The following is a 14,548-nucleotide window of genomic DNA, read 5'->3' as shown; positions in this document are numbered from 1 at the left end:
GTAGCTGGGGGAGAGTAGAGGAGGAAAATTTAAATTAGTGAAAAGCTGGTAGCCAGAAGCTGACAGCTAATTAATTCCTAAAAACCAAAATCTTTAAATAATGAATCGTTCCATTCGTAAAGTTGCAGTTTTGGGTTCAGGCATTATGGGGTCGCGTATTGCGTGCCATTTTGCCAATATTGGCGTTGAAGTTTTACTTTTGGACATAGTTCCCAAAGAGCCAAATGATATTGAAAAAGCCAAAGGACTAACCACTGAACATCCGGCAGTCCGGAACAGAATCGTAAATGACTCTTTCCAACAGACTTTAAAAGCTACACCGGCGTCGTTATATAGCCCTGCATTTGCTTCGAGGATCAAACTCGGAAACTTTGATGATAATCTTCAGGACATTAAAAACTATGACTGGGTTATCGAAGTGGTTGTCGAAAGGCTTGATATTAAAAAGAGTCTCTATGAAAAAGTGGAGCAACACCGCAAACCTGGTACGTTGATCACATCCAATACATCCGGAATTCCCATTCATTTAATGGCAGAAGGACGTAGTGACGATTTTAAGAAGAATTTCTGCGGTACCCACTTCTTCAATCCGCCAAGATACCTGCGTTTGCTGGAAATTATTCCGACACCAGATACCGATCAGTCGGTGGTGGATTTTCTGATGCATTATGGAGATCTCTTTTTGGGAAAAACAACGGTTTTGTGTAAAGACACACCGGGTTTTATTGCCAACCGCCTGGGAATCTATGCATTGATACAAACCATTCGCACGGCTGAGGAAATGGGGCTGAGTGTGGATGAAATAGATAAACTTACTGGCCCGGTGGTTGGTCGTCCAAAATCAGGTACGTTCCGTTTGTCCGATGTGGTAGGGCTGGATACCACCGTACATGTTGCCAATAATTTGTATGCATCAGGAGAAGGTAGCGATGAGTCGAGAGATGCATTTATTCTTCCTGATGTGATGCAAAAGCTTTATGATAACAAATGGCTGGGTGATAAAACTGGACAAGGTTTTTATAAAAAAATCAAGGATGATAAAGGAAAATCGGTCATTCTCGCGCTGGATTTCTCCACATTGGAATACAAGCCGTCGGAAAAAGTAAAGTTCGCCACACTTGAAGCCACCAAAGCCATTGGTGAGGTACCTAAGCGTTTCAGTGTATTACTTGCAGGAAAAGACAAAGCAGGGGAGTTTTACAGAAAAACGTTTGCTGATATTTTCAGATATGCCACTTTCCGCATTCCGGGAATTTCCGATGAAATTTTCCATATTGACCAGGCTATTTCCGCAGGTTTTGGATGGCAGCTTGGTCTGTTCGAAACGTGGGATGCCATTGGTGTGAAAGCCATGCTCGAAATTATGGAGCAGCTGAACATGAAACCGGCTGACTGGGTATATGAGATGACCGCCGCCGGTAATGAATCGTTTTACAAGGTGGAAAATGGGAAACGCCTTTATTACGACGTTGCTTCTAAAACCTACAAAAAGATACCGGGACAGGATAGCTTCATTTTACTGAGCAATTTGTCAAATAATATTGTCTGGAAAAATGCAGGTGCCAATCTGTACGATATCGGCGATGGAATACTGAATCTGGAATTCAAGTCAAAAATGAATACCATGGGTTCGGAGGTAATTGAAGGAATTCAGAAAGGGATAAGTCTGGCTGAAAAGGATTTCAGAGGTTTGGTAATTGGTAATGAATCAAGTGAGGCATTTTCGGCGGGGGCTAACCTTGCAATGCTTTTCATGTTTGCCATTGAGCAGGAGTTCGATGAGATTAATATGGTGATTGCGCAGTTCCAGCAAACCATGATGCGAGCGCGATATTCGTCCATCCCGGTTGTAACTGCACCGCATTCGCTGGCATTGGGTGGAGGCTGTGAGCTGAACCTGCACGCAGATAAAGTAGTGGCTCATGCAGAAACCTATATGGGATTGGTGGAGTTTGGAGTGGGAATCATTCCGGCCGGTGGTGGTACAAAAGAAATGGCGCTGCGCTGTTCTGATATGTATCAGGCAGGAGATACCGAACTGAATATCCTGCAAACCGCATTTATGAATATTGCACAGGCGAAGGTGTCCACCTCAGCACATGAAGCAAAGGCGATGAATTACTTGCAGGATAAGGATCAGATCGTACTGAACCGCTCACGGCTCATCGCTGAGGCAAAACAAGCGGCAGTAGAGTTGGCTGACAATGGTTATACCCAACCTAAACAACGAAACGATATCAAAGTACAGGGAAAAGCGGGAATGGCACTTTTCATGGCAGGTGTTTCGCAAATGCGCCTGGCCAATTATATCAGCGACCACGATGCGAAGATTGCCAATAAACTGGCTTATGTGATCAATGGCGGTGATTTGAGTTACGCTCAGAATGTTACTGAACAATACCTGCTTGATCTGGAAAGAGAAGCATTTCTTTCGCTTTGTGGTGAGAAAAAAACCCTGGAAAGAATGCAAGGGCTTCTTAATGGTGGCAAGCCGCCGAGGAATTAGTATTCAGTTAACAGTATCAAGCTATAAGTATACAGCCCGCCGGAGTAATCTTGCGGGCTATTTTTAGATATGCCCCTTCTTCGATTTAAAGAATGAGCAGCTTCAGAATCCGGTATGAATTATTGAAGCTCCTTAGCAGTGAAAGAGATTGATTTCGAAAGGTACTGACCTCTTTTGCTATTGGAATTGGTTAACCCCTAAAATCTCAATGGCCTACCGTAAACGTGCTAAAATTGGTTTTTCAAGCATTTCGGGTTAATTTTTGGTCAAAACATCAATGAGTAGTTGATATGGTTGTTAGTTGTTTTATGTTTATGATTGCCAATTTTCAATGCACTCACCTATTCTCTTTATTCTTACCGACCAAATCTTATAGTTTACATATGCCTGAATGACTACAATTAAAACCAGGCCAACAAGCATCCATTTTTTTCCAGTATCGAGCTCAATTGAAGAAACAAAGAAGACTAAGAGACAAATCAGTGAGACCGTCCGTGTCAGTAAGGAAACTATAGCGTACCCTTTAAGCTTTTTGTGATAATTGACCATTGACTGTAAAATATTTCCTCCGGATACAATGTTTTTTGCGGCCAGGTAGCCAGTCAAGCTATGGATAATGACCATTAGAAAAGATCCGACAAGTAACAAATTGGCATATAATGGTTTTTTGTCCCCATCAAACATCGTATAATAAACAGCCAGAAATAAGACGTACGACACTATTTCTATCGCAAGCCGCAGTCTGATAGCATTTAACTGGCTATTGCCTTTTGTTTTTTTTAACATTGAAAGCTCCTTCACGATGGAATTTTCTGGCTGAAGGTTTTTCCAATCGTTTTTAAGTTCATCTATATTCATTTTGCTGGATTTATGATTTTTCTTAACCTGGATCTAATTCTTCCCATCTTAACCGCAATGTGATTCTCGCTCAGTCCCGTAATTTCTGCCATCTCGTGGTAGTCGAAGTCTTCGAAATACAATGCTAGTAAAGCCCTGTCTGCTTCATTTAGCTTTTTTAGTATCACAAACAGCTGCTCTTCTCTTTCCCGATTTTCACAATCAGTGTTGCTGTCTTCTTTATCCGGTAACCGCTCGGTAAATGATAAAATTATACGCTTCTTCCGATAGCAGGCCATTGCGGTGTTAAGGGCGATTCTATATATCCAAGTACTTTGCTTGGAGTTTCCCTCGAATTTTGGGAAAGACTGCCACAACTGTAAAACGATCTCTTGAAAAAGATCCTCTCGGTCCTCAAGGCTGTCACGGTAAAGTCGTGACACCTTGTGAATGATGGCATTATGCATGGCGATCATCTCCAAAAACTGTTTTTCCATGCTATTTGTTTTTGACAAAATGAATTGATTGTCCCTTTAGGCTGGCTTGGAGACCTTTAATAGTGTCATCTGAATCTTTTTCAAATTCAATCTGCACTGGTACTTTTTTACCAAAAAACACAGAGCTATCCGAGGGATACAATTCAAAGAATGGGTTTTGTCCCATTTTCGCATAGAGCTGCTCTCCTTTTAAAAAAATCGCTAGTTGGTGGCCATTATCTGCAGTGTATGTTCCTTGGAATTTGCCAAGCTGCGATGCCTCCATTACTATATGGGTACGTACAACGGGCATATCAAACCTGTCTCCGAAAACGATACTTTCAACATTAGACTGCATTTCCCCGACAGGCAAAGTGGAAACATTACTTAGGATAACCACAGAAATCTTTGTATTGGGATAGTATCCCGAAATAGCAGAACATCCGAAAGTACCACCACCGGTAAAATTAAAATCCCTTTCCCGGTTTGAAGATCTCCTAAGAAACCAGCCATATCCATAAGATTCGCTGCGTCCATTAACCGGTTGTGCATTTTGAATTGCGAACAGCTGGTCTGTGACGATTTGGTTGAAATGGCCACCATTCAAGGCATTGTTCCACTTTGATAGATCGCTCGCAGTTGAATACAGGTTGCCCGACCCCTTCATTAAAGCATAGTCCCGATGTGGTGCCGCGATCAGTCGATCTGCTAATTGATGATAGGGGGAAACCATTCCATTAACAATGTCTGTTGCGTTGCCTACTCCTGTGTGATCCATACGCAACGGATCTGTAATTTTCTCCCTGAGAATAGCATCATAATTTTTATGATAAACTATTTCCAGAATACTTGCCAGAATAAAGTATCCGGGACTGGAATATTGCGTCTTTGTCCCTGGAACTGACAATAGTTTTAGTTTAAATATCTCGTCTGTTGCCTGCCGATCCGAGAGTGGAAGAAACGAAATCTTATCCCAGTAATCTGCTATCCCTTCGTTGTGTGGAAGGCCGGAAGTGTGAGTAAGCAATTGCCTGATCGTTATGTTGCCCCAATCTGATTGGCCAAGTTCGGGGTAATATTTCCTAAGTTGATCGCCAAGCGCCAACTTGTTCTCATCGGCAGCCAACACAACCAACATTGCAGTAAACTGTTTGGTGATTGATGCAATTCGAAAAACAGGATCGGAGGAAAACTGTACGTCGAGCTCCAATGACGCTTTTCCTACGGATCGGCGGTAGATTATGCTATCATTTCTGGTAATCATGACTGTACCGTTAAAACCAATTGCTTGTTGCTGCACGCTCAAATAGCGGTCAAGCAGTTCAGTCTGTTCTTTTTGATTCTGGGCTACAGATCTTGCCGTAAAGCCTGATACACAAATAGAAACGAGTATAAAAATTCGTAGTCTGTTCATCTTTTTTCCTTGTGATTCGCACCATTAGTAGTGTTTTATTGAAAAAGATGACAAGTGATAAAGAAATATTTAATTACTGAATACAAATATTAGGGGGTTGGGCAAGTGTTTACCATAATCTGAACGGGCCAATTTGATAGCGATCTAATCCATATCAATTCTTCGGGTACGTTTACCTGTTGGTTTTGGACTGTTGTCGGAACACATGTCGGAGGTATGGTCACATTCTCTTTTCACCACTGCAATACGCGCCATTCCGCAACTATCGGCGAATACGATCACAGCCTGGCTTTCAAGCTGATAAGCCTCGAAGGATTTTTTGGATCACTGAATGTTTGCGTCCAAAGATTATTGTACATCATCAGGACAATATCGGTCGTATCCAAAAGGGTTTCCCCTGTTGTCCGTATTCTCTAGACTCGGACAACCACTACAACTCAGGGGTTAGCTGTATAGACTTCATACCACCATTCCCTTCCTGTCAAACAGATTATTAGACAAATAGCCAATGTAATAAGTCTCAGTTTCTTTAAAAGTGAGGCCTTCTATTATCAGGGCAATTTCTTCTTTTGAAACTCTCCGGTGAATGGGATTCATGGTTCCGCCATATTCTCCGGCTTTTACGAGCGGATTCCATTGATATTGTGGATCAACAAAGCTTCCTCTGGCAGCCATAATAGGAGGTGGTGACGATGATCCCCGGAAATCGGGATTGGCGGGATGATCAAGTCCCAGGCTGTGGCCGAATTCATGCGCTGCGGTGGTAGATGTACCCAGATTGTCGGAGGTGAGCCAATGGCCCGAATTATCTCCCAACCCAAATCCCATAAAAGAACGTGTTATGTGGTTTTCTGCTTCAATTCTTATAAAATTATTGTAAAAACTTTCATTGGATGTTGCCATGTTCAGGGCATCCGACGGAGCAATTACTTCATAACTTATGTCAAACAGAACCTGCATATTGACGCCGTTCACCAGGGCTGTGGCACCCGGTTCGTTGTACAAGCGGTTTATCTCTTCAATGATCAGTTCACCGATCCTTTGATTTGCTTCCGATCCGTAGAGAAACAAGCAAGATGTAATGCGGATCTGACTTGTGGGCAAATGAAGCCTGGCAATGGCGGCCATATCATATATTTTTTAGATGAAGTGAATTTCAAAGAGTTATATGACAGATTACATCTGTTTTTGCAAACTATTTGACTAAACCAATGGTTATGTTCTTTTGTATTTGATCTGAGGAAGGTTATATTTAAGCGAATGAGCTAAATATTTCTTAAAATTAATACAATTTTGTAGCTTACTAGTCTGAACATGGAAACGATCTATTGTTTAGCTTATAAGCAGAAAAACAGGGCAATCAGTACGTTCAAAATATTCAAGGCGAAATTAAAAGTACATTGAATCAACAATGATATCAAAAAAAGCAAAATACGCACTTAAGGCGCTTAAAGTTTTGGCAGAGCAATTTGGGAAAGGCCCCGTGTTGATTTCCTATATTGCTGAAAAGGAAAAAATTCCAAAGAAATTTCTTGAGGCAATACTCCTTGATCTGCGAAATAATGGTGTGCTTCAGAGCCAGAAAGGTAAGGGTGGAGGATACATGCTCAGGGTACCACCAGCGGAAGTAAGTTTCTCCAAAGTGCTTAGAATCATCGACGGACCAATTGCTCCCGCGCTCTGCGTTTCTATGTTTTTTTACGGAAAATGTGATGACTGTAAAGATGAAGAGACTTGCAGCCTGAGAACGGTTTTGGAAAGATGGCGGGATGCGAACCTTGCCGTTCTGGACAAAACAACCTTAACAGATTTACTCAAAGCAGAAACCGCGGCGCAATTAGACGTTCTTTCTTAATTTAAAGACGATCATTGCGAACGTATAGCCTTGTGTCGTCAAATATTCCGTGGTAGGTATAGTTCTGGTTGATATAATTTGCGAGTTCAGGAAAGCTTTCAAAACCCTGCGTTTTTTTATCCTGGACCCATAAACTATTTTTTCCTACTGCATCCAGAAATACAGCCGGTGTCGTTCTCTGAATATCAGAAAGATACCGGCTTTTATATTTCTCCTGCATTTCGTGTTTGAAAATAGATCGCTCTGAGTGATTCTCTGCGGTACCTTCTGCAAGTTGGGCTTCGACATAGTAGCTGCACTGCCAACCCCAAACTACCATAAAGTCTTTATCCTTCGTATACTTTTTGAGCTCAATTACCACTGGGCTTTGTGCCAGAGTAGTGGCACCAACAGATGCAAAACTGTTGAGTGAATGATGTTTTTTGTACGAAATTATGTCGCAGACAAAAAACCAAAGCAAAAGAAGGACAGGAATTGCAATGCTTTTGCCCGAGAGTGTATTTATTCCAAAACCTGCAAGCAATGTCCATGGAACAATGCAGAAATTGAGATAATGAGTAAAATCATTTCCTGATTTTGTTACTGCGTAGATGCTGGAAAGCATAATTAAACAAACGGCAACAGGGATGATGAAGTTTGTTTTTTTAGAAAAAGCAGATTTGATTTTTGGAAAATACCAAATACCAGCCAAAACTCCTAAAAGCAGAACATAGGTAAAAGCCTGAAAGTCGGCCGAGAGTTTGAAAATTTTAAAGAATTGCACCGGAATAGACGGAGCGCTATTTCCTCCTGCATAAATCACATTGCCTAACAGGTAAAAATCAATCAGATCGTCAAATACACCGTAGGAAACGGTCCAGGCAAGCACAAGTAGCGGAAAAGAGAGACCTCCGGCGAACAACATCAGTACGGGTTTCAGGTTTTTGGTGCTCTTGTAAACATTAAAGCAAATCCATAGTGCGCATACGACCATGGCAAGAGCCTGAGGGACTGCCTGTAACTTAGCGAACGGAACCATGCCGGCCAGCAGTCCTAAAAAATAATTATTTCCTAGTAAATTTCTTTCAGACGAGATAAGTTTTGAGAGAATCCATAAACAGCAGGTCAGCAGCAATACAGGCAGCTGTTCGCTGGAATTATGGACAAAATCAACTTCCTGGGTAAAGGATAACAGAAACAGTGGTGCTAACAGCGTGATGCGTGCCGTTTTCTCTCCAAAAAAATTGCGAAGTGTAAGAAAAAGAAACAGAAGTGCTGCTGCTGTACAAATAAGTCCCATAATCCTTCCGGATGTATAGTCAATTTGGAAGCCAAGTAATTTAGGTATTACGAGCAGGTAATTATCCAGGGGACCAATGGTGGTTCCATCTGCGGATTGCCAGTAGATAGGATCCTGATGGAGCGTTAAGGCATGGCTCAGCATCTGACTTTCGTCGATGTTAAGTTCACGATTGAAAACAATGACAGGCATTCTCATGATAAGCAGCAACAACATACTTGCTCCAACAAAAGCCGAAACGGGCATTTTCTTGTAAAATGCAGCAAGTAGAACTATCCCCGACAGCAAATAACCGCAAAGCCAGTAAACCGTAGGCGTATTGTCAAATTGAATCATTTTGTCAGTTAAAAGTATCTACCTTCTCAACAAAATCGCGGTAATGTACGGCTGGAATAAAATGTTGCTGTGACCGGTATTGAAGAACCATAAATACCAGAAACAGGGAAATAAGAAAGGATTGCAGCATCAGGATCATGAGCGTACTGCCAAGAGTAGAAGCCCAGCCAGGTGTAGCGTTTCCTATTAATTTAAGAAATACAATAAATACCATAAAAGCGATCGCTACTGCCGACATGCATATCGAAAATATCAGAATGCGCACCGCGGTAGTATCCACCATTACTGAGATAGCACTTAACCCGTGCAACACCAGGGATACAAAGTTCATTTTGCTTTCCCCTGCCAGGCGTTTGGCTCGGTCGGTAAGTACAGAGTCGTAAGGAATTCTTGATTTAATGATTCCACCGGGATAGTTGTTCCAGATTTCGGAAACACGTACCAGGTTCTGGAGTCGTTCCTGTGGAACCAGACTAAAATTACCAAATGTAATAACCTTACCGGTGAGAAGCTTGAAAACCAGTTTGTAGATCACATAAAAGAAACGAAACATGAAGTTCTCCGTACGTTTGTTTCTCTCAGCGAAGATAATTTTTCCCGGTTTTTCTAATGATTTGGCAGCAAGTTTATTGATATCGGCAGGGTTGTCTTCTCCATCGGCATCCATGACAATCACTTTGTCAGCTGACATATTCTCGGCAACATATGACAAGCCAATGGCTATGGCCTTTTGATGCCCGAGATTACGATACAGGCGTAATACTTTAATTGCTTTACCTCCAAAAGGAGAAAATGCCTCAGTTCGATCTTTGAACGAACAGTCATCGATAATGAGGAGTGTCGTATTTTGTAAGATTCGGGTGTCCAAATCTGCATTAATCTTTGATATGAGCAGATTGAGCGCTTCCCAGTCGTTGAATTGGGGAATGATTATTACAAAATTTTCAGACATATTGGGATAGAGGAAAGGATACAGGGATTATCTGTATCCTTTCAATTGTTTAGACCGTTTTGATTCCTAATCTCGAAGAGATACCATCGTGGATTTGGGTCAATGTCTCGACCAGGCCATACTCCCAGTTCCAACCCGGGTAGTGTGACTTAAATTTGGAAAGATCGCTCACATACCAGATGTGGTCGCCTATACGGTTAGTGTCGGAATAAGAATAGGAAAGTTTATTTCCTGTAATTGTTTCACAAAGGGCTATTGCTTCAAGCATCGAGCAGTTTGCAAATCGGCCACCTCCTGCATTATAAACTTCTCCCGGACGCGGATTCTGGTAAAAATGCCAAAACATATTTACCAGGTCATGGCTGTGAATATTGTCACGTACCTGTTTTCCTTTATATCCAAAAATGGTGTAGTGATTTCCGGTTATCGCGCATTTCATCAAATAAGCAAGGAAACCATGTAGCTGAGCTCCTGAGTGATTTGGGCCAGTAAGGCAGCCACCACGGAAAACGGCTGTTTTCATACCGAAGTATTTGCCATATTCCTGAACCATGATATCCGCAGCTACTTTTGAAGCTCCGAATATAGAATGTTTGGTATGGTCTATACTGTGATTCTCGTCTATTCCATTTTCAAAATATGGATGGTTCTCGTCTATTTCCCAACGATTTTCCAATTCGACCAATGGAAGGTAATTTGGATTATCTCCGTATACTTTGTTGGTTGAGGTAAAAATGAAAACAGCTTCCGGAGCGTGCAAACGCGTCATTTCAAGCATATTCAAAGTACCCACAGCGTTCACTCCGAAATCGGTGAATGGTTCGCGGGCGGCCCAGTCGTGGCTTGGCTGAGCAGCAGCGTGTATAATTAACTTAATATCGGTTGCATATTCTTTGAAAATAGGCTCTAATTGGCTTACCTCACGGATATCAGCTGAATAATGTTTGTAATTGCTGTGTGCATCCTGAATTCTGCTGCGGTTCCATTCGGTATTTCCATCTGTACCGAAAAAGTATTGACGAAGGTTATTATCCACTCCAATGATGAGATCAAACTTATCAGCAAGGAAAGCGACTGATTCACTTCCTATCAAACCGGCGGAACCGGTTACCAGTGCTATATTCATGTTGTTTACTAAAGCGGTTTGAAATTTGGTATTGAAAAAGTACTAAAACTTAATGATGTGTATAATAAGATGTAAAGTAAAATAAAAACAAACAATTATCCCAACCGCTAACGAACGAGCGGGGGACAAACGCATATGAGGATAACAAAAAAGGATATCCCCGAGTGAGGATATCCCAAAGTATATTGCGTTCTGAGTGCTTTCTACTGCTTTACAACCGCACTGGTCGATCCGCTGTAAAGTTTCTCACGAATTGCATTAACACGCGTTTCAAGTTCTGGTTTTGCAGCATATTGCTGCTTCATTTGTGCTGGCAACGAATCACGGCTCACACCATATACATAAGTGTTCGTTTCATTCACATCCTTTTGTCCAATATGATTGTACTTCTGATAATCACATGATGACAAAAGTGCTACGCAGGCAACAAATGCTATTACTTTACTAATTTTCATCTCTTTACTGGTTCATAGTAATACGCGCAAAAATAGGTGCCTTTTTACGAATCACCAAATTGAACACGCCTAATTATTAAATTTTTAATCGTTCCAACTCTTCTCTTACGAAGTCTGTAAGCTCGGCGATGTGTTTTTGCGAAAAGTCAAATGGTATATTGGCAGCTTCGTAAATCTCAGTGATAGGAGCAGTATATCCCAGCTTCAAGGCATCCATATAACCTTTTAATCCCTGCGCCGGATTTTCACGGTAATTTTTCCAGACACCAATTGCACCTAACTGAGCGATACCGTATTCAATGTAGTAAAATGGAACTTCGTAAATGTGAAGCTGACGTTGCCACAGATATTCCCGGAATTTTTCCAGCCCGGTCCAATCCATCACATCGTCGGTAAACTCGCTGTAAATTTTTACCCATGCATCTGCACGTTCCGAAGCACTGTGTTGAGGATTTTCGTACATCCAGTGCTGGAATTTGTCAACTGTCGCTACCCATGGCAATGTCTCAATGATCGATTCAAGGTGCTGTATTTTCGCTCTTTTCAAATCGGCTTCATCTTCGAAAAATTCATCCCAGAAATCCATCGTGATCAGCTCCATAGACATGGACGCAAGTTCGGCTACTTCCGAGGGTGTATGTTTAAATGAATTCAAAGCAAGGTCTCTCGTTACCAGCGAATGAACCGCATGTCCTCCCTCATGTAGCAGCGTGATCATGTCTCTCAAATTGGAAGTTGCGTTCATAAAGATGAATGGAACACCTATTTCGTCAAGCGGATAATTGTATCCACCGGGAGCTTTTCCCTTCCTCGACTCCAGATCCAGGTGTTTCATTACCTTCATCGTGCGAAGGCAATCTCCCAGGAAAGGATCGAGACGGCTGAAACATTTAATTGTTTTATCAAGAAGCTCCTCTCCGCTTTGAAATGGTTTCAAAGGAGGCAGTCCTTGTGGGTCTACTTTTGTATCCCAGGGACGAAGCTCAGAAACTTGCAACGCAGCTTTACGGTTTGCGGCCATCTCACCCAACAACGGTACCACTGCCTTTTTTACTGAATCATGAAAGTCGAAGCAATCCTGAGGTGTATAATCGAAGCGCCCCATGGCTGCGAACATGTAGTCTCGGTAATTCTCAAAACCCGCGTTTTGCCCAACTTTGTGACGTAGACTAACAAGTGTGTTGAGTAAATCGTCAAGCTGAGCATGATCTTCGTATCGACGACCATTTATAGTTCGCCAGGCTTCCTCACGAATGGTTCTGTCGGTAGATTGAAGACGATCAGCAGCCTTCTGCAACGTCATTTCCTCTCCATCCAGCGTAACCGTCATGGCACCGGCAATGGCACCATACTTACGTTCTTCTGTTTGCATTTCGGTAATAACCGGAATGTTCTCCTCCCGGAAAAGCTCAATTGCTTTTTTCATTCCCCGTAGCGAAATGTCGTATCCTTTGTCAGTTAACTGAGGCAGAAATGGATTGTCGACAATCTTTTTGTCCAGTACGTTTCCATATTCGGCCAGTTTTGGCTGAATTTCTGTGATGAAAAATTGAAGTGCGTTAATCAGTCCCGTATTGGCTGTATCGCAGGTTTGACGAATGTAGCGCCATGCGAAGTTTTCGGAAAGGTACGATTCCAGCTCACTGCGGTTTAGAAGCCATTGGCGGAGATCATCTACGGAGTTTATCTCCCGACTTTTAAGATTTTCATATAAAGGAAGTAGATCTTCCCAGCTTTTCAGATCAAATTCTTCACCAATAAATACCCTTGGTGAGCGGGTTGGTATGTTTATCGTGTTATCGGATGCCATTTTCAATTGAATTTTTGTAGTTCAAAGGTAAGTTGCAATTCCGAATGTCACAAAAGAGATTGTTGCGTTACAATACGCGTCCATAGCGTAATTTTTCACTTATTTTCCTGCGTAACATCTGTCAGATTATCGGTTACAATATTTTCCGTTTCGTGAACATTGGCAAAAGCATAGTTCATTTTGTCTCTGTCGAATTCCTTTTCATTGTTGGCCAGCCAAATCGTCGCTACACCATTTCCAATGATGTTGGTAATTGCTCTCGCCTCCGACATGAATCTGTCCACACCAAGTAAGAGCGCCAGACCTTCCAAAGGAATAACTTTAATGGCCGTCAGTGTTGATGCCAATACCACAAAACCGCTGCCTGTAACGCCCGCAGCACCTTTTGAGGTGATCATCAGAATACCGATAACGGACAGTATCTGCCCTATTGACAGATGTACGTTAAATACCTGCGCAAGAAAAATGGTGGCCATGGAAAGATATATGGTGGTTCCATCCAGATTAAAGGAATATCCTGCCGGAACAACCAGTCCGACAACCGGTTTGGAGCAGCCCATCCGTTCCAGTTTTTCCATAATCGATGGCAGGGCAGCTTCCGATGAAGATGTGCCCAATACGATCAATAACTCTTCCCGGATATATTTAAGGAATGACCATATTTTAATCTTATACATTTTTAAAATCAGGCCGAGTACACCGAAAATGAAGATCGCCATTGTAGCGTAAACAGTTACCATCAGTTTTCCAAGCGGAAGCAAGGTGGCAATACCATATTTTCCAATGGTGAAAGCCATACCACCGAATGCGCCGATCGGTGCAAAAATCATGACCCAGTGCAGTGCTTTAAAAACATATTTTGAAGCAAAGCTGAGCCAGTGAATGATTTTATCCTTACCTGAATATTTACTTAAAACCGTTCCCAGAATCAGTGAACCTAAGAGTACCTGTAGTGTCACATTATCCAGGAAAAATTGCCACCAGCTAAATTCCTGAACCTTATTGGCATACACAGAAATATCTCCTTTTTGTAAGTTTCCTGTTACGACACCATCTCCGGGCCGGATAATATTAGCAACCGCAACACCCACTATTAAGGCTAGTGTGGTCACTATCTCAAAATATATAAGCGCTTTGGCACCAACCTTGCCAACCTTTTTCAGGTCACCCATCCCGATGATCCCAAGTGTGATAGTCAGGAAAATGATCGGGTTAATAAAAACTTTGACAACCTGAATGAATCCCTTTCCCAGAAAGTCCATTTGGATGCCTTTTTCCGGATAATAATGGCCTAGTAAAGCACCGCAGGTTATAGCTGTAAGCACCCAGAAGGTGAGGTTGGTAAATAACTTTTTCAAATGATTAGTAGTGTTTAGGAGTATATCAATAGCCAATAATTGGTATCGGGGTGAATACGTGCAGTTTTAATGCAATTTTTGAATATACAATAATTAAAGACTACTGAGTACATCACCGAAAATAAAAGTATTTCTTCAATATTG

At 41.9% G+C, this 14,548-nt stretch carries 12 protein-coding genes; 2 read left to right on the top strand and 10 right to left on the bottom strand.

Annotated elements, in window-relative coordinates:
- Positions 1-100: 100 nt before the first annotated feature.
- On the top strand, positions 101-2,506 hold the full coding sequence (locus LZG71_RS21730; RefSeq protein ID WP_233823955.1) for a 3-hydroxyacyl-CoA dehydrogenase/enoyl-CoA hydratase family protein: 2,406 nt from the start codon (positions 101-103) through the stop codon (positions 2,504-2,506).
- A 312-nt stretch (positions 2,507-2,818) separates the two neighbouring features.
- Here LZG71_RS21730 and LZG71_RS21725 read toward each other — a convergent pair whose 3' ends face one another.
- The 4 genes from LZG71_RS21725 to LZG71_RS21710 form a co-directional block, all read right to left on the bottom strand.
- A complete protein-coding gene (locus LZG71_RS21725) occupies positions 2,819-3,364 on the bottom strand; it encodes a hypothetical protein (RefSeq protein WP_233823954.1) in 546 nt (181 codons plus the stop codon).
- The gene (locus LZG71_RS21720; protein ID WP_233823953.1) at positions 3,361-3,840 is read right to left on the bottom strand and encodes an RNA polymerase sigma factor; all 480 of its coding nucleotides are present in this window, start codon (positions 3,838-3,840) and stop codon (positions 3,361-3,363) included. The genes LZG71_RS21725 and LZG71_RS21720 overlap by 4 nt, the downstream gene beginning before the upstream one ends.
- A gap of 1 nt (position 3,841) precedes the next feature.
- Complete coding sequence (locus LZG71_RS21715; protein ID WP_233823952.1) at positions 3,842-5,233, bottom strand: serine hydrolase; 1,392 nt, start codon at positions 5,231-5,233, stop codon at positions 3,842-3,844.
- A gap of 459 nt (positions 5,234-5,692) precedes the next feature.
- Positions 5,693-6,361, bottom strand: a complete 669-nt coding sequence (locus tag LZG71_RS21710) for a hypothetical protein (protein ID WP_233823951.1) — start codon at positions 6,359-6,361, stop codon at positions 5,693-5,695.
- Positions 6,362-6,644: 283 nt separating this feature from the next.
- Here LZG71_RS21710 and LZG71_RS21705 point away from each other — a divergent pair, with 283 nt between their 5' ends.
- Positions 6,645-7,088, top strand: coding sequence for an Rrf2 family transcriptional regulator (locus LZG71_RS21705; protein ID WP_233823950.1), 444 nt, complete (start codon positions 6,645-6,647; stop codon positions 7,086-7,088).
- A gap of 1 nt (position 7,089) precedes the next feature.
- Here LZG71_RS21705 and LZG71_RS21700 read toward each other — a convergent pair whose 3' ends face one another.
- From LZG71_RS21700 to LZG71_RS21675, 6 genes are all read right to left on the bottom strand, one after another.
- On the bottom strand, positions 7,090-8,703 hold the full coding sequence (locus LZG71_RS21700; protein WP_233823949.1) for a glycosyltransferase family 39 protein: 1,614 nt from the start codon (positions 8,701-8,703) through the stop codon (positions 7,090-7,092).
- A gap of 4 nt (positions 8,704-8,707) precedes the next feature.
- A complete protein-coding gene (locus tag LZG71_RS21695; RefSeq protein WP_233823948.1) occupies positions 8,708-9,655 on the bottom strand; it encodes a glycosyltransferase in 948 nt (315 codons plus the stop codon).
- 49 nt (positions 9,656-9,704) lie between these two features.
- Entirely contained in the window at positions 9,705-10,781 is a 1,077-nt protein-coding gene (locus LZG71_RS21690) for an NAD-dependent epimerase/dehydratase family protein (protein ID WP_233823947.1), read from the bottom strand.
- Between the two features lie 203 nt (positions 10,782-10,984).
- The gene (locus LZG71_RS21685; protein WP_233823946.1) at positions 10,985-11,236 is read right to left on the bottom strand and encodes a hypothetical protein; all 252 of its coding nucleotides are present in this window, start codon (positions 11,234-11,236) and stop codon (positions 10,985-10,987) included.
- A gap of 76 nt (positions 11,237-11,312) precedes the next feature.
- Positions 11,313-13,046 carry a M3 family oligoendopeptidase gene (locus LZG71_RS21680; protein ID WP_233823945.1) on the bottom strand — a complete coding sequence of 578 codons (1,734 nt, stop codon included), beginning with the start codon at positions 13,044-13,046 and terminating at the stop codon, positions 11,313-11,315.
- A gap of 95 nt (positions 13,047-13,141) precedes the next feature.
- Complete coding sequence (locus LZG71_RS21675; RefSeq protein WP_233823944.1) at positions 13,142-14,404, bottom strand: cation:dicarboxylate symporter family transporter; 1,263 nt, start codon at positions 14,402-14,404, stop codon at positions 13,142-13,144.
- Positions 14,405-14,548 lie beyond the last annotated feature (144 nt).

This window comes from Dyadobacter sp. CY312 (assembly GCF_021390535.1).
In the GTDB taxonomy this organism is placed as follows: domain Bacteria; phylum Bacteroidota; class Bacteroidia; order Cytophagales; family Spirosomataceae; genus Dyadobacter.
This window is presented reverse-complemented; position numbering and strand designations above follow the sequence as displayed.